Source organism: Leptospira mtsangambouensis, assembly GCF_004770475.1.
GTDB lineage: Bacteria > Spirochaetota > Leptospiria > Leptospirales > Leptospiraceae > Leptospira_A > Leptospira_A mtsangambouensis.
Genome location: NZ_RQHK01000002.1, coordinates 422,106 through 445,790 on the forward strand (window position 1 = coordinate 422,106; position 23,685 = coordinate 445,790).

At 38.1% G+C, this 23,685-nt stretch carries 13 protein-coding genes; 9 read left to right on the forward strand and 4 right to left on the reverse strand.

Features of this window, described 5'->3' with window-relative positions; genetic code table 11:
* Nucleotides 1-35 precede the first annotated feature (35 nt).
* Genes EHR01_RS01835 through carB form a run of 3 tightly spaced genes read left to right on the forward strand, consistent with a single transcriptional unit; the run spans nucleotide 36 to nucleotide 11,279 of the window.
* Nucleotides 36-5,636 carry an alpha-2-macroglobulin family protein gene (locus EHR01_RS01835; RefSeq protein ID WP_135692921.1) on the forward strand — a complete coding sequence of 1,867 codons (5,601 nt, stop codon included), beginning with the start codon at nucleotides 36-38 and terminating at the stop codon, nucleotides 5,634-5,636.
* A 41-nt stretch (nucleotides 5,637-5,677) separates the two neighbouring features.
* Nucleotides 5,678-7,936: a sulfatase-like hydrolase/transferase gene (locus tag EHR01_RS01840; RefSeq protein WP_135692922.1), complete on the forward strand. Its 2,259-nt coding sequence runs from the start codon at nucleotides 5,678-5,680 to the stop codon at nucleotides 7,934-7,936.
* Nucleotides 7,937-7,958: 22 nt separating this feature from the next.
* Complete coding sequence (carB, locus tag EHR01_RS01845; RefSeq protein WP_135692923.1) at nucleotides 7,959-11,279, forward strand: carbamoyl-phosphate synthase large subunit; 3,321 nt, start codon at nucleotides 7,959-7,961, stop codon at nucleotides 11,277-11,279.
* A 44-nt stretch (nucleotides 11,280-11,323) separates the two neighbouring features.
* Here carB and EHR01_RS01850 read toward each other — a convergent pair whose 3' ends face one another.
* Nucleotides 11,324-11,770 (reverse strand): DUF1499 domain-containing protein, encoded by a 447-nt coding sequence (locus tag EHR01_RS01850; protein ID WP_135692924.1) that lies wholly within the window; start codon nucleotides 11,768-11,770, stop codon nucleotides 11,324-11,326.
* Between the two features lie 559 nt (nucleotides 11,771-12,329).
* Here EHR01_RS01850 and EHR01_RS01855 point away from each other — a divergent pair.
* Together EHR01_RS01855 and EHR01_RS01860 are read left to right on the forward strand one after the other, a co-directional pair.
* Nucleotides 12,330-12,833, forward strand: a complete 504-nt coding sequence (locus tag EHR01_RS01855) for a TetR/AcrR family transcriptional regulator (RefSeq protein WP_135693873.1) — start codon at nucleotides 12,330-12,332, stop codon at nucleotides 12,831-12,833.
* A 12-nt stretch (nucleotides 12,834-12,845) separates the two neighbouring features.
* Nucleotides 12,846-13,934 (forward strand): alkane 1-monooxygenase, encoded by a 1,089-nt coding sequence (locus tag EHR01_RS01860; RefSeq protein WP_135692925.1) that lies wholly within the window; start codon nucleotides 12,846-12,848, stop codon nucleotides 13,932-13,934.
* A 70-nt stretch (nucleotides 13,935-14,004) separates the two neighbouring features.
* On the opposite strand, the gene EHR01_RS01865 is transcribed toward EHR01_RS01860, so the two are convergent.
* Genes EHR01_RS01865 through ispG form a run of 3 tightly spaced genes read right to left on the reverse strand, consistent with a single transcriptional unit; the run spans nucleotide 14,005 to nucleotide 19,010 of the window.
* Nucleotides 14,005-15,240, reverse strand: a complete 1,236-nt coding sequence (locus EHR01_RS01865; RefSeq protein WP_135692926.1) for a hypothetical protein — start codon at nucleotides 15,238-15,240, stop codon at nucleotides 14,005-14,007.
* On the reverse strand, nucleotides 15,237-16,922 hold the full coding sequence (locus EHR01_RS01870; RefSeq protein WP_135692927.1) for a DUF2339 domain-containing protein: 1,686 nt from the start codon (nucleotides 16,920-16,922) through the stop codon (nucleotides 15,237-15,239). The genes EHR01_RS01865 and EHR01_RS01870 overlap by 4 nt, the downstream gene beginning before the upstream one ends.
* Before the next feature lie 42 nt (nucleotides 16,923-16,964).
* Nucleotides 16,965-19,010, reverse strand: a complete 2,046-nt coding sequence (gene ispG, locus EHR01_RS01875) for a (E)-4-hydroxy-3-methylbut-2-enyl-diphosphate synthase (RefSeq protein ID WP_135692928.1) — start codon at nucleotides 19,008-19,010, stop codon at nucleotides 16,965-16,967.
* 139 nt (nucleotides 19,011-19,149) lie between these two features.
* Here ispG and EHR01_RS01880 point away from each other — a divergent pair, with 139 nt between their 5' ends.
* Genes EHR01_RS01880 through EHR01_RS01895 form a run of 4 tightly spaced genes read left to right on the forward strand, consistent with a single transcriptional unit; the run spans nucleotide 19,150 to nucleotide 23,667 of the window.
* Entirely contained in the window at nucleotides 19,150-19,434 is a 285-nt protein-coding gene (locus EHR01_RS01880; RefSeq protein WP_004788885.1) for a hypothetical protein, read from the forward strand.
* Entirely contained in the window at nucleotides 19,431-20,501 is a 1,071-nt protein-coding gene (gene mutY / locus EHR01_RS01885) for an A/G-specific adenine glycosylase (protein ID WP_135692929.1), read from the forward strand. The genes EHR01_RS01880 and mutY overlap by 4 nt, the downstream gene beginning before the upstream one ends.
* A gap of 20 nt (nucleotides 20,502-20,521) precedes the next feature.
* A complete protein-coding gene (locus tag EHR01_RS01890; RefSeq protein ID WP_135692930.1) occupies nucleotides 20,522-23,254 on the forward strand; it encodes a sensor histidine kinase in 2,733 nt (910 codons plus the stop codon).
* A complete protein-coding gene (locus EHR01_RS01895) occupies nucleotides 23,251-23,667 on the forward strand; it encodes a response regulator (RefSeq protein ID WP_100717340.1) in 417 nt (138 codons plus the stop codon). The genes EHR01_RS01890 and EHR01_RS01895 overlap by 4 nt, the downstream gene beginning before the upstream one ends.
* Nucleotides 23,668-23,685 lie beyond the last annotated feature (18 nt).

Here is a 23,685-nt window from a genome sequence, read left to right on the forward strand (position 1 = left end):
CTTTCCAAACCGATTCCTTTTCCTAAATTCTCTCCATGTTCTTTCGGTTTCGTTATCCTTTCCTTTTTCTCCTATTCTTAGGTTTGGTTCAGTCTGATTTCAGCCAAACCCAACCAGCTTCGATAGAATTTTTCACACCGAATGGGTTTGTCAAACAACCCAAACAGGTGACCGTTCGGTTTACCAAACCCATGGTTGCCCTTGGCGACATCAGACCCAAAGTGGACATCTTCCAAATCAACTGTCCATTGCCAGGTACAAGCCGATTTTTGGATTCCACAACCTGGGTTTATGAATATGAAAAAGAACTTCCTGGTGGAGTGGAATGTTCCTTCCAACTAAAAGACGGAACAAAAACTTTAAGTGGTGAACCAGTTCAAGGAGAACGTAAATTTTCTTTCCATACGGGTGGACCTTCTGTTCAATACTCTTCTCCCTACCAAGGATCGTCTATCACGGAAGATCAGATTTTTATTTTGCATTTGGATGCAAAACCAGATCTAAGTTCCTTTCAAAAATTTGTATACTTTCGATCAGAGGAATTAGGAAACCGAATTCCAATTGTTCTCATCACAGGTTCAGATAGAAAATCAATTTTAAAATCTACAGGAGATGCAGACAAAGAAGAAACTGTCCTTTTAAAATCTAAACAAACATTTTTACCGGATAAACAAATCCAATTAGTACTAGGTAAGGGAACTAAGTCTGTTTGGGGTGGTGAAATCCGTGAAGAAGAAGTTCTTTCTTATACGGTAAGGCCTGTATTTTCAGTTCGGTTTAGTTGTGAGAGAGTGAATGCAAAAGCAGATTGTATTCCCATCCTTCCTGTTTCGCTTTCTTTTAGTTCGCCGGTATCCAGGTCTAGTTTACAAAAAATTAAACTTGTTTCTAAAGATGGAAAAGAATTTCCCATGTCTCCCATTGCAGAGAAAGGAAATGAGTTTTATGAATGGGTAAGTTTTCCTGGACCATTTCCAGAAAATACAGAATTTGAAATTCGTTTGCCCGAACTTGAAGATGAAACAAACAGGAGTTTATCAAACCAAGCATCCTTTCCTTTGAAGTTTAAAACAGATGAGTTCCCACCTCTTGCAAAGTTTGGTGCCAAATTTGGAATTTTAGAATCGAAAGCCAAACCAGCGTTACCTGTCACTCTCCGAAATTTAGAAGCAAATTTACCTTTGAAATCAATCTCCCTCGGTGTTGGTGGGAAAACCCAGAAGACAATGGATATATTGGAAATCCAAAAATGGTTTCAAGTTTTATCAACCAGAGAAAGAGAACAGTCTGTATTTCAAAATCCACCAACTAACACCGGTATCTCCTCTTTTGCACTTCCGAAACCTAATGGGAAAAAACCAATGGAAGTTGTGGGAATTCCTTTGGAAACTCCAGGTTTTTATGTGGTTGAACTTGCCAGTGATGTCCTCGGGAATAGCCTTCTTGAAAAAAAGGGAAAGATGTATGTGTCTAGCGCAGCACTTGTCACAAACCTTTCTGCTCATTTTAAATGGGGAAAAGATACTAGTCTTGTTTGGGTGACAAACCTTGACCAAGGTCTACCAGAGACAGGCGTACAAATTAAAATCTTAGATTGTAAGGGAAACTTACGCGGCGCAGGAATCACTGGAAAAGACGGAACTATGCTTTTCGGAAATGTAAATTTTCAAGAGGTTCCATATTGTGGTTATCATGAGTTAGGTTCTGGCCTTACCATTTTTGTTCAAAAAAATGATGATATTAGTTTTACCTCAAGCACTTGGGACAAAGGGATCGAAAGTTGGCGTTACCAGCTACCAAGCGTCACAACAGGTCATTCCAAAGAAATTAAATCCATCATTCTTGATCGGACATTATTTAAAAAAGGAGAAACTGTTCACCTAAAACATATTCGTCGAGGGTTTGGAAATAAAGGACTCGTCGCAGCAGATCCCAAAGACAATCCAGAACAGGTTATCATCAAACACGAAGGTTCAGGAGAATCTTATCCTTTGCCACTGGTTTGGTCTTTTCCTGGGCAAGCAGAATCCGAATTTAAAATTCCCAAAACTGCAAAACATGGAATGTACATTGTTTATTATCCTTATTCCAATGAAGATGCAAGTTATGGGGAAACAATAACACAGTTTCGGGTGGAAGAGTTTCGTCTTCCGGTGGTCAAAGGGAATATCCAGCTTTCAGGCGAAAAACAGGAGTTAGTCTCTCCGAAAGAGTCTAAAGTTTTATTTGGATTGGAATATCTTTCCGGAGGAGGGGCTTCACACTTTCCTGTGAAAATACGTTCGCAAGTGGTTCCAAGTTTTTATTCTCCGAAGGAAGAATACTCTGCTTTTTCTTTTTCACCAGAAACCTTAAAAGAAGGAAAATGGAAAGTTAGTGGTTACGAAGAAGAAGAGGTTGAAGAAACAAAACCAACCGTTTTATCGACTGCACTCAAAACAGATGAAAAGGGATTTTTACAATATACCTTTAGTGGTTTAAAACCAATTCCCGGTTATGGAAAATTCCAAGTTGAAATGGAATATGCAGATCCTTCAGGAGAAATTCAAACTGTATCCAGAAGTTTCCCCGTCTCTCCTGCAGATGTTCATCTTGGAATTTTGCCAGATGGTTGGTTATTTACAGAGGACAACGTAAAACTACAGTTAGTGGCTCTCGATTCAAAAGATAAAATCCTGCCTTCACAAAAAATAAAAGTCACCGCTTACAAAAGAGAATTTTATTCCAATCGAAAACGTCTAGTTGGTGGATTTTATGCATACGAACATTATGAAGAAGTAACCAAACTAGGAGAATTTTGTGAAGGTAAAACCGATTCTAAGGGAATTCTCATTTGTGAAGGTAAATCTCCATCAGTAGGTGATATTGTATTTCTTGCAGAAACGAAAGATACAAACGGCAATATTACCAATTCCGGATATAGTGTTTGGGTGAGTTCCAAACAAGAAGCATGGTTTGATGTCAGTGACCACAATCGTATGGACATTTTACCTGAAAAACGTCTAGTTGATGTAGGGGAAACGGTTAAAGTTCAAATTCGATCTCCTTTTCGAGAAGCAACTGCTCTTGTGAGTTTAGAAAGAGAAGGTGTTCTTGATTACTTTGTGACACAAGTTTCTGGAAAAGATCCTGTGATTTCCATACCAATCAAAAAGGAATATGCACCTAATGTTTTTGTATCGGTATTACTTATGAGGGGACGTGTAGGTGATCCTAAACCAACAGGACTCGTAGATTTAGCAAAGCCAGGTTACCGTTTAGGTCTGACTATGTTAAAGGTGGGATCAAAACCGTACACTTTGTCCGTATCGGTGAACCCTGAGAAAAAACTTTATCAGGTAAGAGAAACTGCCAATGTGGAATTAGAAATCAAAACTGCAGAAGGAAAAATTCCTACTGAATCCACCGAAGTCACATTTGCGGTTGTGGATGAAGCACTCCTTGAACTTTCACCAAATCCCACATGGAATTTATTGGATGTGATGATGGGAACAAGACCCCATTCAGTGGGAACTTCTACCGCCCAAACACAGATCATAGGAAAACGCCATTTTGGTCTAAAAGCAAAACCAGAAGGAGGAGGGGGCGGAAAACAATCCACTCGTTCTCTTTTTGATACCTTAGTGTATTGGAAGGGAAAGGCCATTGTTGGAAAAGATGGAAAACTTAAGTTTAGTTTTCCCCTAAATGATTCCCTGACTAGTTTTCGAATTGTTGCGGTTGCGACATCGGGGGTCAAAGAGTTCGGAACTGGAATGGCCAAAATCCAAACTACCCAAAAAATCCAATCGTTTTCGGGAATCCCACCTGTGGTTCGGTTAGGTGATACCCTTCGGCATGAAGTGACACTTCGTAATGCTGGGGAAAGTAAAGAACAACTAAGGTTACGTTTGTCCGTCACAGATTTAAAAAGTGGCGCGGAATCAAAAGAAGATTTAGAAACAAAATCTGCGATTTTAGGTTCTGGAGAAACCAAGGTTATCGTTTGGGAATTAACTGTTCCTGATAATACTACTAAACGTAAGTTTCATTTGGAAGTTTCTTCTCCTAATGGAACAGTCCTTGACCAATTATCAGTGGAACAGACGGTTCTGCCGGTAGACAAAGAAAGAGTTTACCAAGCGGGTCTCTTTTTATACGAAACACCAATTAAAGAATCGGTTCAAGTTCCTGAAGGATCACAACCAAACTCTGGTAAAATGGTTTGGAAAGCCTCTCCAACAATTTTGACAAGCCTTTCTGGAATTCAAACTTATTTCCAGAACTATCCTTACTATTGTATGGAACAACGTGTATCAAAAGCCATTGGTCTCAAATCCGAATCAATGTGGAATGATGTATTTTCTGATTTAAATTCCTTTTTAGATTATGATGGACTCGTAAAATACTTTGCTCGTATGGAAAATGGAAGCGAAATTTTGACGGCTTATGTATTAACATCAGCGCAATTAGCCAACAAAAAAATTCCTGAAGAAACTTTGGCAAGGATGATTGCGGGTTTACAAGGATATTTAGAAGGGCGTGTAAAAGGTGAGAGATACAAATTTGGCGCCGATTCCATTGTGAGAAAGATCATTGTTTGGGAAGCATTGACGAGATACCAAACTTTTGAATGGGAACAGGTAAGACCAATCTTTGAAGGTATGGAATTTTTACCAACTGCCTCTCTCATTGATCTATCAGAAATTTGGGGAAGGGTAAATGGAGGAGATAGTTCTGTTAAATCTCGCCTGACAAGTACACTACGATCTCGACTCAATATCCAAGGATCGGAACTCATCGTGGCAGATTCTGGTTTCACCAATCCATGGTGGATTCTGGGTAGCCGTGATTATACAATGGCTAAACTTTTATTATGGTCATTCTCCGAACCAAGTTATAAAAAAGATATGCCACGTCTTATCAAAGCTTTTGTTAAAATGCAAAAAAAGGGAAGTTACGATACTACACTTGGGAATGCATATTCCATTCTGGTTTTTGATCGTGTGAGTAAACTTTTGGAATCAGAAAAAGTGACTGGTGGAAAACTTAATATCCAATCATCCAAAGAATCTTTTAGCCTTGAACCTAACGGAAAACAAACGGTATCCCAGAGCATCGGAACGAATCCTGAGTCGGTTTCTGTTAGTTATGACGGAAAAGGCAAACCATGGGTGGAATGGTCTGTTAAATCCATCCTTCCTTTGAAAGCACCCATCTCTAGTGGTTACCGTTTGAAACGAACTTGGGAACCTTTGCAAGTGGCAAAAGCCGGAGTTCTATCAAAAGGAGATACGATCCGAGTCAAAATTGAAATCCAAGCAGATTCTGATAAAACCTGGGTGGTAGTGGAAGATCCGATCCCTCCAGGATCCTTACCTTTGGGCAGAGGGTTCGGTCGAGAGTCAATCATCAGCCAAGACGGGAAACCTGGGGATTCTTCTTATTATTTGAGTTTTGAAGAGAAAACTTTGTCTCAGTACAGAGCGTATTTTGAATATCTTCCCAAAGGAACACATACCCTAGAACACAGCTTCCGATTGAACCATGTTGGGACATTCCAAATGCCTTCCACTCGGGTGGAGGCTATGTATTCACCGGAGACCCATGCGGAATGGCCGAATGAAACTGTGAGGATTTCGGAAAATCTGGACTAGGAAAAGTTTACGGATAAAGAGGGCCTGGAATTATGACTCTAATGGGTCCGAACCAAGTCCCTCTTTTCCCCATCCGAATCCTTAAAATTGCCTTTTGGTTTACCGTTTTTTTTTATCTATTTTTTCTAATCTTTAATACTAGTTTTACCATTATGGGAGTGGACGTTGGAGACTTCCTGAAACAGTACTTAGGTGCTTTTTTGGGAGTATATCTTTCTACAACTTTCAAAGTTTTTTCAGTTTCATTCTTTTTGCATCTGACTCTCTTTTCTCTTGTTTATCTAACATACCATTTTCTAAAACGTTCGGATGTCTCTTGGTATATCTTATCTGCTTGGGTAGTATTTATCGAATGTTTTGCCTTGTTCCATTCGATGGTAAGTTTCCCACAAATTTATGGTGAGTTCTTTTTCTTTCGATACCCTTCCTTTGCTCCGTTTCTGTATTTTCTTACTGATCACACAAGTCCTACTTACTTTAGTTTTGTATTGGGAATTCTTATTTTGGGATTTCTTTTTGTTCTCTTGCGACAAATTTACCTTCATAAAAACAAAGAAAGTTTTTTTGCAATCTTGCATGTGTTAGTTCTAGGACTCGTACATACATCTGGCTATTACATGGTAGGGATTCTTTACTTTGTTATCCTTTTTTGGCAAGGCAAACATTACCAGAGAATCCATATTAAGTCTTATGGATTTCTTTCCATCTTTTTTCTTTTTCTTTATTTGATTCCAAGTATTTGGACAAGGATTGAAGGTTTAACGCGCAGAGAAACAAAAGAAATGCCGCCTGTTTTTATTATTGCAGCAGACTCTCTTCGTTATGACAAAATTGGACTTAAACTCGAAGGGAAAAGTATCACACCGAATATCGATTTATTTGCTAACGATAGTTTTGTGTTCCATGACCATCATACCACCATCCCTCGCACATTCCCTAGTTGGGCGGATTTATTAACCGGACAATATGCAATGAGCCATAAAGTTCGTGATATGTTCCCGTCACCGGAGGAAAAACAAAGGATTGGGTCTCCAGCTTTTTCTACCATTCAACAAAAGTTAAAGGAGATTGGTTACCGAAGTTATGCGATAGGGAGTTTTGCTGCTGATATATTCCCTAGAGCCAACTTTGGATTTGATGAGGTACTTGCTCCGAACTTTAATGCTCGCATAATGACAGTGCAAAGAACTGCCGAATCACAACTGTTTCTTATGCCTTTTCTCACTGGTTCATGGTTTTCTGGTGGGATGTATTTGGAAGAAATGGATGGATTGTCTACTTGGGGAGATGGGAGTCGCATTTTTGACCGGTTCCGATCGATTTTAAAACGAGAAGGCAATCAGGCATTTTCTGTAACTTACTTTTCGAGTGTCATTCATTTTCCTTATACCCCAGCTTATCCTTATTATAAATCTTTTACCGATCCAAACTATTATGGTAAGTATAAATATTTAAAATTTGTAGATCCAACTAATTCTACTACCCCGAACGAAGAAGAAACAAAACAGATTCGTGGTTTGTTTGACAGTGCCGTTTTTGCTTTTGATTCTGAGTTTGGTGATATCATTTCCGAATTAAAGGAAAAAGGAATCTATGATGAATCCATCATCATACTGACGGCAGATCACGGGGAAGCTTTGTATGAAGATGTACATGGGCAAGGTCATGGAGAACATTTGCGTGGGGAAGCAGTGACTCATGTCCCCCTGATCATAAAATTTCCGAAATCGACAAATCATAAAATGTCCGACCAACAATTTTTAGGAATTACCTCGAGTGTCGATATTTATCCAACTTTAATGGATTATTTTGGAATCTTCACCAAACAAGAGTTTCCCGGGAGATCTTTGTTACCTGTCCTTGGAAAGTCTAATTGGGCTGAGGACAGATTGGTATATGCAGAAACAGGAATTTGGTTTTCTGATGCGGGTGACCATTTTTTTCAAAAACAAAGAATCCCTTATCCGAATATCTTATCTCTGCACCAAGTGGTTCCTGAAGAAGATTACCAAATTATGATCACTGATCCAATGTATAGAGAAACAATCGCTTTTTCAAAACATAGGTCTGTGCAAAATTCGAATTACAAACTCATTTATATTCCCACACGCCAAGGTGTGCTTTTTGAATTCTATGATCGAAAAAAGGATCCTTTCAATACAAAGAATCTTTATCCGAACCACCCCATGGCCATAAAAATGAAAGACATGTTGTATCAAATGGTTGTAAAGTGGGAAGACGCCTCTCTCGCAGGAGAGTATTTAATACCAAGTTCTTTATCTGATATCAATGAAAATTAAATAGGAAAAAAAAGAGGAAACTATGCCGCAACGTAACGACTTAAAATCAATTTTGATCATCGGATCCGGACCTATCGTCATCGGGCAGGCATGTGAATTTGACTACTCTGGAACACAAGCAACGAAAGCATTGAGGGAAAAGGGGATACGAGTGATCCTCGTAAATTCCAATCCAGCTACAATTATGACGGATCCTGATCTTGCTGATGCAACATACATTGAACCACTTACGGTTCCTGTTTTAGAAAAAATCATCAAAAAAGAAAAACCAGATGCCATCTTACCAACCGTAGGTGGTCAGACAGCACTCAACTTGGCACTCGCCCTCCATCGTGAAGGTGTATTAGAAAAATACAATGTAGAACTTATCGGTGCAAAAGTTGATGCCATTCGAAAAGCAGAAGATCGGGAACTATTTAAACTCGCAATGGAAAAACTGGGTATCCGAGTTGCAAAGTCCTTTATGGTGTCTGACATGGAGGCCGCCAGGAAAGCAAAAGATGTCATTGGTTATCCAATCATCATTCGGCCAGCATTTACTCTCGGTGGAACTGGTGGAGGAACTTGTTATGATGAAACAGAGTTTGAAGAGATAACACAAAAAGGACTATCTGCTTCCCCCATTTCGCAGGTATTAGTTGAAGAGTCTGTGATGGGATGGAAAGAGTTTGAGTTAGAGGTCATGCGAGACCTCGCAGACAACGTTGTTATTATTTGTTCCATTGAAAATTTGGACCCTATGGGTGTTCATACTGGTGACTCCATTACTGTTGCTCCTCAACAAACTTTGAGTGACAGAGAGTATCAAAAACTTCGTGATATGTCGATTGATATCATTCGAGAAATTGGAGTAGAGACGGGTGGTTCCAATATCCAATTTGCTGTGAATCCAGAAAATGGGGATGTCATTGTCATTGAGATGAACCCACGAGTTTCTCGGTCTTCTGCTTTGGCATCTAAAGCAACAGGATTTCCAATCGCAAAAATTGCAGCACTTCTTTCCATCGGATATACCTTAGATGAAATTAGAAATGATATTACCCGTGTAACGCCAGCTAGTTTTGAACCATCCATCGATTATGTTGTAACAAAAATACCTAGGTTTGCATTCGAAAAATTTCCTGGTTCCGATCCAACGTTAGGTGTTCAGATGAAGGCCGTTGGTGAAGCTATGGCGATCGGACGTAACTTCAAAGAAAGTTTTCAAAAAGCACTTAGATCACTGGAAACTGACCGTTTTGGGTTTGGAAGTGACGGGTATTTAAAAGAACTTTTGGAATGGGAGTCTGTTCCGAAAGAAGAAAGAAAAACTTGGTTAACGGCAAAGGTAAAACGACCTACAGACAAACGTATTTTCTATGTGAAGATGGCCTTTGATTTTGGAATGAGTGTCGAAGAAATTTTTGATATTTGTAAAATTGATCCTTGGTTCCTTTACCAATTCGAAGAGTTATACCAATTAGAAAATAAATTCCGAAAAGAAGGAAAAACCATCATTGAAGAAATGAAAAGATCTGGTTTCTCTAATCGCCAACTTGCTTTCCTTTCTAAAGAGGAACAAATTCTCGCGCAAGTTCGAAGTGGTGCAGCGATCGAAATCACAAAGGCCAAAGTAGAAAAAACCCTTCGAGAAGAAGAAGAACTCATCGAAAAATACTTAGAAGAAAAAAACATTCATCCAGTTTATAAGAGAATTGATACTTGCGCTGGTGAATTCGAAGCATTTACACCTTATATGTATTCTTCTTATGACGAAGAGGATGAAGCTGATGTCACTTCGAAAAAGAAAGTGATGATCCTTGGTGGTGGGCCAAACAGAATTGGACAAGGAATTGAATTTGATTATTGTTGTTGCCATGCTTCCTTCTCATTGCAAGAGGCAGGAGTGGAGTCAATCATGGTAAACTCCAATCCAGAAACAGTTTCTACAGATTACGATACTTCCGACAGGTTGTATTTTGAACCATTAAGTCTAGAAGATGTAATGGCAATTTTCAAAAAAGAAAAACCAGATGGTGTGATTGTTCAGTTAGGTGGTCAAACTCCTCTAAAATTAGCAAAGTCATTGGAAAAAAGAGGAGTTCCCATTATGGGAACAAGTCCTGATTCCATTGATAGGGCAGAAGATCGCAAACGATTTGCCGAAGTTTTAGAAAAACTAAACCTAAAATCACCTGATAACGGAATTGCTGCTTCTAAAGATAAAGCAAGAGAGATCGCAAAGAAAATTGGTTATCCGGTACTTGTAAGGCCATCGTATGTTTTGGGTGGAAGAGCCATGCTCATCGTTAACGAAGAATCGGAACTTGATAAATATATGGAAGAAGCAGAAGAGGTATCGGAAGATAGACCACTTCTAGTAGATTCATTTTTACAAGATGCGATCGAAGTGGATGTGGATGCCTTGTGTGATGGCAAAGATGTATTCATTGCAGGGATTATGGAACATATTGAGGAAGCGGGAATCCACTCTGGTGACTCAGCTTGTGTGTTGCCTCCGCAGTCCATTTCTCAACGTATGTTACAGGAAATAGAAGAAGCAACTTATCGTTTGGCTTTGGAGTTAAATGTAAAAGGTTTAATCAACGTTCAATATGCCATTAAAGAAGAAACTCTTTATGTCCTAGAAGTTAACCCTCGTGCTTCACGAACAGTTCCTTTTGTTGCGAAGTCAATCGGTATCCCTGTCGTTAAAATTGCAGTTCGATTGATGTTAGGTGAACCATTGGCATCTTTTAAATTGGGAAAACGTTTTTCAGCGCCAATGATTACTGTGAAAGAAGCTGTATTACCATTTAGTAAATTCCCTGGTGTTGATACAATCCTTGGCCCAGAGATGAGATCTACCGGAGAAGTAATGGGAGTTGCTACGACAAAAGGGGAAGCCTTTGTCAAAGCTCAAATTATGGCAGGTGAAGAACCTCCTAAACATGGTACTGTTTTTGTGACCATCAATGATAAAACTAAAAAAGAATTATTAGAATCAATTCGGTCATTATCAAACTTAGGATATAATATCATCGCAACAGAAGGAACACATAAATTCCTTTCTGATAATGGAATTCTATCTAGTAAAATTAACAAAATTTACGATGGTTATTTTCCGAATGTGATTGATTATATCAAAGAAAAGAAAATTCATCTGATTATTAATACTCCTTTGTCGAGAGTTACGCGTGAGAATGCGTTTACAATCCGACAAGCAGCAATTAAATACAAAGTTCCATGTTTGACAACAGCACAAGCGGGAAAGGCGTTAATTCATGGTTTGGTAGAAATGAAGGATAAAGGTTTTTCCGTGAATTCCCTTCAAGAAATTCACGCGAAACACAAAAGTAATTAAAACTTAAAAGGGTTTGGATTTTCTAACAAATGTTTGGTTTTTTGTTAGATATCCAAACCCTTTAGCAAAGACTCGATTCGTTTTCGGTTCACACCCAAATCTGACTTTCCTAATCTGGATGCTGACCGAAAGTGAAGAAGTTTATTTTTTTCATCAAAATAGAATTCCACATCATCTACATATCGCATGATGAGAGAAGTAAATTCAGTATAAATGTAATTGGAATTTTCTTGGATGATTTTGGTCCGTGGAGATTGTTCTAGCCTTTCCTTTAGAATTTTATAAGCTTCAACTAAAGGTTTTTTGTAAGTGACTGGGCTTCGGTAGTGAACTGTATCCGTAGGATCAGCAAAACTAGTGATGCAATTGGGAGTTGCAGGGCAATTGTTGAGTTTGTCAGTTTTGATTCCTAAGTAGTTCGGTCTTGTTCCTGTGCACCCGACAAAGAGGAAAAAAAGAGGATAGAGGATGATTCGAAGTTTGTGATTCATTTGCGCCGGTTCCTAAAGCGAGTTTCTTTGTATTGGACTGTTCCTTTCCCATATTGGGGAAAAAAGCGAGTCGGTATAAAAGGTAAGTGAGTTACTTTTTGCACTCACTTGCAAAAGAACACCAGTTTCAAAGGAAAGTCAGTATTCCTTATCAAATACAGACAGTCCCAATGAAAACCCGGTTTCAGAAGGAAATTCCCTCCAAACACCACCCCTTCCACCTGCAAGGACTGAAACCCAACCGTGTTTTTTAAGATTCAGAATTCCCTTTCCTTTGTAATTTGGCTCCGGTTTCTCGCTTGAACTTTCTTTTTAGTGCTTCGTACTTGGGAGTATTCCGCCTAGAATCTGACTTTGATGTCGTTTGGCTGAGGGAAGGTCCGAAACTAAATGAAATATATTCGCAAATTGTGGAAATCTAAAGGAATTAAGAAAAAAAGATGGACAAAGTATGGTAAAAGTATTTTTATAAAACAATCGTTCGATATAAAAGGATCTCTTTTTTATGCCTAAGATAGTCGATCACGATCTTTACCGAGCTGAACTTTTGGCAAAGTGTATGCCCATTTTTGTCACAAAAGGGGTCTCCTCTGTTTCGATGCGTGAATTATCAAAGGAACTTGGCGTTTCCACGGGAACTCTTTACCATTACTTTCCAACAAAAGAGATTCTCTTTGAGTCCATGGTAAAACAACTCGTCGCTATCGATGAAAAAGAGATTACGGAACTTTCCGAAAGTCACACGGGTCTTGCAGATATAATGGCTTTTGTTGCTAAACGCGAAGGGCATTTTATCAATCTAATGTTACTGGCAGTCGATGTTAAGCGGCACTTGAGTGAATCGAGTGAACTTATGCAACTTGTAGAAGATTCATTTACTTCGTATCGAACTGCTTTGGATCGATTCTTTCCAACCAATGCAAAATCAAATAGTGGAAAGGCATTTCTGTCATTTTTTTTGGGAGCTTTATTTTTAAAAAATAACGCAACAGAAGAAACCAACTGGCCAGAACTTTTTGAAGGTTTGGGGAACTTAATGGTATTGTTTCAAAGCAAAGATTAAGGAGATAAATTTATGACACTCACCAAAAGACTTAGTTTTTTACTTTGTTTTATCTTGCCGATTTTAGTGATTCTGGCCGAAGAGGTGGGTGGTGTTTCTTATTTAATCGTTCCACTGACTGTGTTCGTCATTTTACCATTGTTAGATTTTGTTTGGGGTAAAGATCTTTCGAATCCGGAAGAACCTAATTTTCTAAAGTTACAAAATGATTCTTATTTTCGGTATTTAACGCAAGTGTGGGCTTATGTTCAACTTAGTTTTGTAATTTGGTCGGTTTATCGAATCGCTCTTTATCCACATACCGCGATTGAGTTTTGTTTATTTGCCATTTCGGTTGGGATCGTAACGGGAGGAATTGGCATTACTGTAGGGCATGAACTAGGTCATAAAAACACTCGTTACGAACAGTTTTTGGCAAAATTAATTTATATGACAGTTTGTTATATGCACTTTTATATTGAACACAACCGAGGTCATCATACGAATGTTTCGACTCCAAATGATCCCGCATCCTCAAAAAAGAATCAGTCCTTCTATCAGTTTTATCCTCAGACTGTCATAGGAGCTTATCAATCAGCTTGGGAATTGGAAACAAAACGTTTAAAAAAGTTGGGACTAGTTTCATTTCATTATCGAAATGAGATGATTTGGTATTTTGTAATCACAGTTCTATTTTTGATTTCTATGATTGGATTTGGTTCTTTATATTCCCAGAGCACAATTCGTTGGGATATTCTTGGGTTTTTACTATTACAATCATTGATTGCATTTTCACTTTTGGAACTTACAAATTACATAGAACATTATGGTTTAAGCCGAAAAGAAGTAAGTCCGGGTAAATTTGAAAAAGTGTTACCCATTCATTCATGGAATCAAAATTATTTTGTATCCAATGCATTTTTATTTCATTTACAAAGACATTCCGACCATCATGCAAATGCCGGTAGAAGATACCAAGTCCTTCGCCATTTTGAAGAAGCTCCTCAATTGCCCTTTGGTTATGAGTTGATGATTCTTGTTGCTTTGGTTCCTCCGCTTTGGTTTCAAATGATGAATCCTATTTTGGAATCTTGGGAATTAAAGAATCAATTGAAACAGTAAAGATTGCTTGGAAGATTTTTTCAGAAGTAAATGAACCCGCAAAGAAAACCTTTACGGGTTCAGTAAGAATTCATTCAGTTTCGAGTAATACTGACCTTTTTGATTTTAGAATCGAAAATAACAAATACAATAACGCCGCAATTCCGACGTAAAATAGTCCAGAGGCAATGTATCCAGAAACTGGCGGATATAAAATACTAAAACCAAAGTCTGGATTTTCTGATTCTTCGAGAAGGTTTGCTAATTTTGGTTCGTTATTTTTAATTTCATCTCCCGATGGATAGGAGTAAGGATCAAAATCTGCGGGCCATTGGTAAGGGTTTCCATAATAGAGTGAATAACCTTCCTTTGTTCCGTCTTGGTTAGCAAAAAAATAAATTTCTTCTAGTGGTTGCACAGTAATTGCATTTGTTAGGTGAAGAGTTTCATTTTCTCCGTCGTAAACTTCAATTTCAAATTCAGAATTGATTGTTCTAGAAAGTGGGATTTCTGAAAAAACTCCATCCTCTTTGTTATGGCTGACAGTTCCTTCAAATACGGTTTCCCATTCTTTTTTGTTAATTTTGCCGCGAACTGTGATATTACGTTCCCAATTAGTTTCTTCAAATTCTAACTTCAAAATTTGGAATGCGGATTGTGATTCGTTTGGAAATAAAAACTTACAATGATTTTCTGCGAGCACCGGGCTTGTGACTGCGTGCGATTTTTCCCAGTATAAGTTTTTGTTCTGTTTTGCCCTGGTGGCATTTGGAAATTTTAAATCAGAGCCTGGTTCTGCTTCTAATCGTAAAAATCGATGTTTTGTTCCACTTAAATCAATTTCTCCCGAAGATTGATTTCCATATTTATAAAGAAAAACAGTTTTTGAATCTACGAATTGATCAGGATTGTCACCAAACTTTAATGTAATGGATGTTTCGTAATCATACGCACTAGAAACAGATAGTTTTGTATAATTCATACCCTCTGGTAATTTGGGAAGTTCCAATACATAGATTTCCATTTCATCTTTTTTTGAAAATAGTAGTTCTGGTTTTACTTTTTCGGTGTTTTTTGCAATTTCTTCTGCGTTTTGGATATGGTAAGGAACAATATTTCCGTTGTAAGTGATCCTTAGGTCTCCGTAAAAAGAATGTTTATAAATATCTTCATCTAACATTAGTTTTACAATTCCATTTGGAGAAAGGTTCCCTGAAATTTTTAAATCTTTTTTGTATTTGAAGTTTTGTACGGCAAGAGGCCTACTTATAACCTGTGTTGTTGTTGAAATAAAGAATAAGATGGAAATTAAGTATTGAAGTTTCATTTTGTTTCCTTTTTGAAGTGATTGTATAACGTACCTGTTACGATCAGAGTTACTCCTAAGAATAATCCGGCGAGAATTCGATAACCTAAGCTCAAATTCCAGAAATCATATAAATAGAATTTTATGATGACTAAAGATAATGAGCCAAATCCAACATACTTGAGAGATTGGATTTTTTTTAGGAATCCAGTTGATAAAGCGATCAAACCATACACAATCAAACTGAGTGTGTAGAGGAATAATTTTTTCTCTTCTGGGAATCCAAGATATATCTCAACAAATGTGCCAAGTAACCAATAAGGATAGGCAGCATATAAGAAAAGTTTGGAGAACTCGGAGAACTTTCTACTATAGAGATAAGAAAGAACTAAATAAACCGAACCTGTCGCAAATACTAAAAATCGACCATTTAAAAATGGAATTTCATTTTGCGAACGATAGGTGAAGGCAAAAATATAGAACAATGCAAAAAACCAAACGGGGAAGGCCGCCCAATACATATAAAGTTGTTTGGAGTAGGTAGATGCAATGGTCACAAGAAAAGCAAAACTAATGAGGCTAAAAGCTAAAAGTTTTCCTGAGGTTCCTATCACGATTAAACTTACAATGAATGGAAGGCCAAATAATCCAATCACATCATATAGTTTTTTCTTATCTAAACTCAAAACAGTTCTTCTTATGGATCGTTCATAGAGACCATAAAATAGAATGAGTAATAAGGTTAGTAAAAATGGTTTTGCGATTGGGTAAAAAACTGAAAATACCCAAAAAGACTGAACAAATCCAAGTCCCAACGTAAAGCCTATTGCAGTGATTGTGAGAATTGGTTCCTTCAATTTGGTGGTTTCTAAAGTTTGAAATTCTCTTAAGAGAAATAAAATGAAAATACCTAGTTGGAAAACAATTGGAAAAAACGGCTTAGCATCTACTAGGTTTTTATCTGCCCATCCAACGAAGATTAGGTGATTTGCTGCGAGTAAAAGAAGCGGGATTACTTTCCAGTTTGTATCTTTTCTTACCCAAAAGAATAAGACATTCCAGAGTAACAAATAGGTAAATAAAAACGGGTAGGAGTTTTGTCCTGTGGACAAAAGTAAAGGAACTAAAAATGCACCAAGAGAGGCAAATCCAAATAACACTTCACTTTTTTGTGAATGAGCGATTGCAACTGTTGTTAAGCTAAGGATTAACAAACCAACAAAACAGGTTTCAGTTGAATACAAATCGTACCACAAATACCCGGAATAGTAGGCAGAAAACAAAACCGCAATTCCAAGACCCATAAGACTAGGCGAAAGGTATGGCCTTGAATTTCGAACTCTGAATCCATATATTAATACTGGGATGGCCAAAAAAAGTCCAATCCAAATCCGCACCGATTCATTGATCCAATATTCTTCTATGGCTAAATAGAAAAACCAGATGGATGCCAGTAGTAAAGAAAACACTCCTAGTTTTACAAATAGGTTTTCTCCAATCCATTGGACAAACCAGTTGGGACCTTCGTTTAATGGAACCTCAGTTTGGTGGTCTACTGTAGGAGTTGGATCAGAAGTAGTGCGAGGAGATTCCTTCGGAGTTTGGGTTTGGGAGAGGGATAAAACTCTTTCTTTTAAAAAAGAAAGTTCCCTCTCCATCGATTGAATCCTAGTCAGGATTTCTTTGGTTTCTTTTTCTTCCACGGAGGAAATGGTTCATATTCGCAGAAAGAGGGGAACTACTTTTTATTCTGGATCATTCCACATTCCATTTTCACGAATGAGATCAATGAGTAGGTCTGCGGCTTCCGTTTCGGAGACTCCTTTTTTTACAATCTCTTTCCCTTTGTAGAGGTGAACCTTACCAATCCCAGCGCCCACATAGCCAAAGTCGGCATCGGCCATTTCTCCTGGACCATTGACAATGCAACCCATCACGGCTATTTTTACACCTTTCAGATGTCCTGTTTTTTGTTTGATCATTGCTGTTGTGGACTGTAAATCAAACATCGTTCGTCCGCAGGATGGGCAAGAGATGTATTCTGTTTTGGTGAGCCGTAGCCTTGTGGCTTGTAAGATATCAAAACTCAAATGAAGTGATTCTTCTGGTTCTCCATCGCCATAAGACAAACGAATCACATCGCCGATCCCATCCAACAAACTTCCTCCGACATGAATGGAGGATTCATATAAAAGTTCATCCTTATCTTCTGAGTGATGGATGAGGACAATCGGGTAGTCGGATTCTCTTAATTGGTAAGCCAGTTTTCTGACAGTTAAGAGGTCTCCATTTTTTACAGAAAAAAGAAGATTTTTTATCTTTCGTTTTTTCGATTCTTTTACAATTTTCTCTATTAAATGAATGTTTTCTGATTCGATACTCCATTCTACACTTCGTTTGTCTTTTGCATAACGAGTGACAAAATCCAAAAGATCTTCCCATGACTCTTCCGATTCTTGAAAGAATAAACTTGGACTAATGACCCACTTTTGGAAACGGTAAATGTCCTCTGCTAAACTATCATATTGATAAGTTAGTTCTTTCGAAAGTTCCACCGAAACTGGTAGCGGGAATGATCCTCGTTTAACATTAGTTCCAAGGGAGATTAGGTCCATTTCTGAATTGATTGTAAAATGAATGAGTTCAGGGATTCGACCGGACTTAGAACCTCTTTGGATGAGATGGAGAACTTCTTCTGCTGATTCCGATCCAAAAAAAGGAAAACATGTTTCAATACGAACAGGAGAGTTGTCTCCAATTTTGGTTTCCCCAAAAGCCAATTCTTTTGAATAGAATCTTGAATATTGAAATGGATCACGAAATTCGGAATAAAGTATTTCCTTTTCTTTGAGTTGTGAATCTGAATTTGGATCTGATTTGGAAGGTGTATTTTTACTTTGATCTAAAAAATCGTTGTATTTTCGTACCAATTCTTTTGCCACAGGGATTTCATGTATGGCATCTTCTGTAAGTGATACACGGATGGTGTCACCAAGTCCATCTGCGAGCAAACTTCCAATTCCAATGGAAGATTTAATCCTTCCATCTTTACCGTCGCCCGCTTCTGTCACACCCAAATGTAGGGGGTAGTCCATTCCCAAATCATAAAACCTGGAAACTAACATACGATAGGCTTGGATCATCACCTGTGGATTGGAGGCTTTCATGGATACAACAATGTCTCGATAAGAGTTTCTTTCCGCTATTCGTATAAATTCCAATGCAGATTCCACCATTCCGAGTGGAGTGTCACCAAACCGGTTCATAATGCGATCAGAAAGACTCCCATGGTTAGTCCCAATTCGCATAGCCACACCCAGCTCTTTGGCGCGAAGGACAAGAGGAGTAAACACCTCTTCAATTCTTTCTAACTCTTCGTTGTAGTCTTTATCCGTATATTCAATGATTTCAAATTTTTTTTTGTCAGCAAAATTGCCAGGATTGATTCTAACTTTTTCCACCCACTCAACACATTTTAATGCCACTTGGGGTGTAAAATGAATGTCTGCAACCAAAGGAACTTTTAGCCCTAGTTCTTTCATTCTTTTGCGTATATTTGGTAAATTGTCTGCGTCAGCTTGACTAGGCACTGTTAGGCGAACGATTTCGGATCCAGCTTTTTCTAAATCGGAAATTTGTTTGATACTTGCTTCCGTATCTCTTGTGTTAGATGTAATCATGGATTGTATGCGGATTGGGTTTTTCCCACCAATTCCTACACCACCCACCATCACTTCCCGGGTAGGACGTCTTTTATATAAAAATGGCGATTCGTTATATTTGGTGCTCATTTGAATCTTATGTTCTCATTATCTAGGAAATTAAATTCGAAATTTTGGGCAAGCAGTATGAAAAAAATCTGTGGGTTTCAATTTCCAACCTTCCAGGACCGAAAATCTATTTAGGAAGAATACCGGGCTTTTTGATACGATGAATACGGAAGTAAAACAAGGTTTACAGCGAAAATACCGGGTGCAGGTCACTGTGGCGATCTACCGCGAAGGAAGTTTGTCTTACAAAAGTGAAATTCTGTCACCAGCCTATTATGACAAACGCCAAGAAGCTCGTGACCATATCCGTCAAGAAATACGAGAAAGATTAGCTCATTCTAAATTCTTCCGTTCCACTCGTTTGGATTATGATCTTGTAAGATATACAGAAGAGGGAAGTTGTAATACCTTCCTTCGTTATAGCATTCAAGATTCAGAAATTTGAATCCTCAGAAAAAATTATACGATTGGTACCAAGTCCATAAAAGGGACTTACCCTTTCGAAAGAAAAAACAAGCATACCCTATTTGGATTTCTGAAGTGATGCTTCAGCAAACTCGTGTTAATGCGATGTTGCCTTTGTATGATTCTTTTATCAAACGATTTCCAAATCCAGAATCATTGGCTTCTGCGGAAGAAGAGGAAGTTTTGGCTTTTTGGAAAGGACTTGGTTACTATAGTCGGGCCCGGAATTTGAGAAAGGCAGCAATTTTTCTTGTTCAAAATTACAATGGGTCTTTTCCAAAAGATCTAAACTCTGTTTTGAAACTCCCGGGAATAGGAAATTATACAGCAAGGGCTATACTTTCGATTGCCTACGATTTACCCTTAGCAGTGTTAGATGGAAATGTAAAACGAGTTTTGTCCCGTTATTACGGGTATACTGAAAATATTTTAGGGCCTAAAGCAGATCGTGACTTACAAGAGAAAGCGGATCTCTTTTTAAATTCAGAACATCCGGGTGATCACAACCAAGCATTGATGGAATTAGGTGCCACCCTATGTTTGCCGGAATCACCCAAATGTTTGTTATGCCCACTCAGTGAATTTTGTTTTGCAAGAATCCACCAAAAAACCGCAGAAATCCCACTTAGAAAAAAAGAGAAAAAACAAATCCAACTTGTTTCAGAGATTTTTGTTCTTTCGAACCAAAAACAAATTTTACTCGTTCGTGAACCCAAAATGCGGTTTTTAAAAGAAATGTTTCATCTTCCTTATGGAATGGTCGGTGATGTCCCGGAAGAAGCCTATGCCCCAAGTCCTTTTTTTCTTGCTCTGAAAGAAATCGCAAAAGACCCAAAGACAATCGGTACATTCAAACATACGATCACCCATCATAAGTTGGATTTTTCCGTTTTGACCTATCCATTGCCAGTGAGGGGAGAAATCGAAAAATTGACAAAGAAATTCGGAGTAGAAAGTAAGTGGGTCACTCTTTCGAGTCTGGATACTGAATTTCCCTCCTCTCTCGCTTCGAAAGTAAAAAAGTTTTTGCTTTACTTAGAATCATAATTCGATACGATTCACGGGCTATGCTCGAGATCATTGTTTGGATCGAACATGTAATCGCAAATATCCCTTTGCCAATTCTTGAGGTTTGGGGGCGGTTTTCTTTTTTATTCGGTTCTATTCTTTCGATATTTGCTTTTGCAGGTTTTACTTTCCGGAATGGAAAAACCTTTCGAATCTCTCGAGAAGTTTGGAATTGGAATCTGACAAGTTTTTATTGGTTTGTTATTACCTTCGTATCCATCTTCCTGACTGGTTATTTGGGAAGTTCCATCGTTTTAATCCCTGGAGCCCAGACACTAGAAAGTCTCAAGGATCTTTCTGTTTTCCTTTGTTTGAATTTTTTTGGTTATCCGGCACTTCTTGCCGTTCCATTTGCCTATGGACTCTCTGACTTAATTGAGGGGGTCCCACCAGAATTTTTATGGGACTGGTTGCCTGGATACTTTATCAATCCAACACTCTTTTGGTTGTCTTATCAGATGATTGGGAAGTCACCTGATTTCCGTAAGGTGAGAGTCTGGGTTTATTATTTTTTATTTGTTCTTCTTTTTTTATTTCTCGAACCATTTTTATGGGGATACTTATGTTCGGAACAATTTGGTTCTGAAATTTCCTATCACACTGTTAGTTCTGCTCTTTTGTTTACCACTGGGATCACTTGGATTTTGGCTCCATTCGTGATGTTCGTTTGTTTTCCACTTGTTAGAAGTTTCGGTTTTTTTTGGGCCGAAGTTCCGGGGCAAGTCAAAGAAGTCACATTGTCCGATCCACCTTGGATTTGGATTTCTGGGCTTAATGGACAAAAAAAATCCGACAAAGAATCTGATATAAAAACGGGAATTTCATTACAATTATTTATTGTGACACCTTTTGTTTGTTTGGTGCTTGTTCTAGTTGGAATAACTTCTTACGTTACCTTAAAAAATGCAGAACAAACAGCATTCCAAATGGTTGAGGTCCTTCATCGGCAGTGGTCAAAAAATATCAATTTAAGTTTGGATCGTTATTTCTCTGAGATCCCCAACAAATCTGAAAAACATTACGAACAAAGTAAACTTGTAGAAGTACTCGATGGATCGAAAGTGAATCCGCAAAGTAAGGTTTTTTTACTAGATGCCCATTTGAATCCTTTGGCTTCACTTTCTTCTGAAGCCAATAAATCCAGGGTATTAGAAGTTGTAAGAGTTGAACTCAAAAAATTAGAAAACGAAATCAGTGCATCCGAAAAACGTTTTAGTTTTGCCGTTGTGACCAAAAAGCCACTTTCTCGTGAAAACTGGAATGCTATGGTTACGATTTATTCGCATCCGCAACTCAAAGAAAAAACATATCTCATCACTTTATTTCCTTATTCATTTTATTTAAGCGGAGTGTTTACAGGGAATAGTGAATCAGCGATGGTGTTTGCTTGGGCAATTTTACTCAGTTTAATTTTGGCGGCGGTCATTTCTGAATTTGTAACAAGACCTGTTCTTTCCTTTGCGAAAGCTTCCAAATCCTTAGCAAAAGGGGATTGGAATTATCCAGTAGGCGAAAGTATGATTGCCGAGCTTAAAGATCTTTCTGAGGCTTTTCGGTTTATGTCTTCGGAGCTCAGACAAAGTTTTGAACGAGTGGAAGAAAGCCAAAGATTGGTTATGGAAACCAATTCCAATTTAGAAGAAAAAATTGTCCTAAGAACAGAAGCTCTGATCGAAAGTAATCGCAGTTTGGTTGAAATGATCGAAACAAAAGAAAAAATCTTAATCGATTTGCATAAAACACAAACACAACTTTTGCAGAGTGAAAAATTGGCAGCACTCGGGCAATTTGCGGCAGGGATCACTCATGAACTCAACACTCCTCTTGGTGCGATCACCTCCAGTGTCCACTCAATGTCCGAAATTTTAAAAAATGATATAACAAGTTTACCTGACTTTTTGGAATCTTTGGATATCACAGAAAAAGAGGATTTTCATTTTTTTCTGAATCTCGCTGTATCGTTTGGATCTCGTCATGCGGGACTACTCAATCGTACGGAAAAAAAAGAAAGAATCGGAATATTAAATTCTCATCAAATAGAAAATCCAGAAGAAGTGATGGAAGATCTTACTTCATTAGGTATTCTCCAACTGGACGAATCAATTTTGAAAGTTCTAAAAAGATCAAAGTCAGGAATCATTTTACAAAATGTTTTAACTTTGGGGAGTTTGTATCGATTGGCTTACGTAATTCAAACCGCCACTGAAAAAGCATCTCATGTAGTGAATGCACTCAAACATTATCTTTATACAGATCGATTAGAAACAGAAACAAATTTTCAGAATGTTCATATTCCAACTGAATTAGATTCTATACTCACTTTATACCAAACAAAGATTAAAAATGATGTAGAAGTTACAAAATTATATAAAACAACTGACTATTGTTTGGCGGAAAGGGACAAACTCAATCAAGTTTGGATCAATATCATTAACAATGCTTTACAAGCAATGGAATACCGTGGAAAACTAACCATCTCTGTTTTTTCAAATGAGGATATGGTCATCACTTCCATTCAAGATACAGGAAAAGGAATCGCCCCAGAGATTCGTGATAAGATTTTTTTACCTTTTTTTACTACAAAAAAACATGGCGAAGGGATTGGGCTTGGGCTTGACATTTGTAAACAAATCGTAGAAAAAATGAAAGGTACAATTGAATTTTCGTCAGATGATCAAGGGACTGAGTTTAGGGTGTACTTACCAAAGGTAATCGAAGGGGAAAGAGATTGAATATTACGCAGCTACAAACTGAAAAAAACGCAATCCTATGCGTGGATGATGAGCCGATCCTTCTCCTTTCCCTCGTACAAGAACTAAAACGGGAAATCGGTGGCGGTTATACTTATGAAACGGCACAAAATCCCGAAGAGGCCATGGAAGTGATCGATGACCTTTGCAGTTCTGGAGTGGAAGTCATTCTCATCCTTTCCGATTGGCTGATGCCAGGAATGCGAGGAGACGAATTTCTCATCCAAGTCCACCAAAAATACCCACATATCAAATCCATTCTGATTTCAGGCCATGCGGATCGTGATGCCATCAACCGTGTAAAAGAAGAAGCAAAAACCTACGCCATTTTTTCCAAACCATGGAATACTAGAGAATTGCTAGATGCAGTTCGTTTCTGTTGCAATTTGACCTAAGTCCATTTTTCTGGACGT

Excerpts from the sequence above, each read along its gene's own strand:
- EHR01_RS01835 (WP_135692921.1), top strand. The coding sequence starts at position 36 with ATGTTCTTTCGGTTTCGTTATCCTTTCCTTTTTCTCCTATTCTTAGGT.
- EHR01_RS01840 (WP_135692922.1), top strand. The coding sequence starts at position 5,678 with ATGGGTCCGAACCAAGTCCCTCTTTTCCCCATCCGAATCCTTAAAATT.
- carB (WP_135692923.1), top strand. The coding sequence starts at position 7,959 with ATGCCGCAACGTAACGACTTAAAATCAATTTTGATCATCGGATCCGGA.
- EHR01_RS01850 (WP_135692924.1), bottom strand. The coding sequence starts at position 11,770 with ATGAATCACAAACTTCGAATCATCCTCTATCCTCTTTTTTTCCTCTTT.
- EHR01_RS01855 (WP_135693873.1), top strand. The coding sequence starts at position 12,330 with ATGCCCATTTTTGTCACAAAAGGGGTCTCCTCTGTTTCGATGCGTGAA.
- EHR01_RS01860 (WP_135692925.1), top strand. The coding sequence starts at position 12,846 with ATGACACTCACCAAAAGACTTAGTTTTTTACTTTGTTTTATCTTGCCG.
- EHR01_RS01865 (WP_135692926.1), bottom strand. The coding sequence starts at position 15,240 with ATGAAACTTCAATACTTAATTTCCATCTTATTCTTTATTTCAACAACA.
- ispG (WP_135692928.1), bottom strand. The coding sequence starts at position 19,010 with ATGAGCACCAAATATAACGAATCGCCATTTTTATATAAAAGACGTCCT.
- EHR01_RS01880 (WP_004788885.1), top strand. The coding sequence starts at position 19,150 with ATGAATACGGAAGTAAAACAAGGTTTACAGCGAAAATACCGGGTGCAG.
- EHR01_RS01890 (WP_135692930.1), top strand. The coding sequence starts at position 20,522 with ATGCTCGAGATCATTGTTTGGATCGAACATGTAATCGCAAATATCCCT.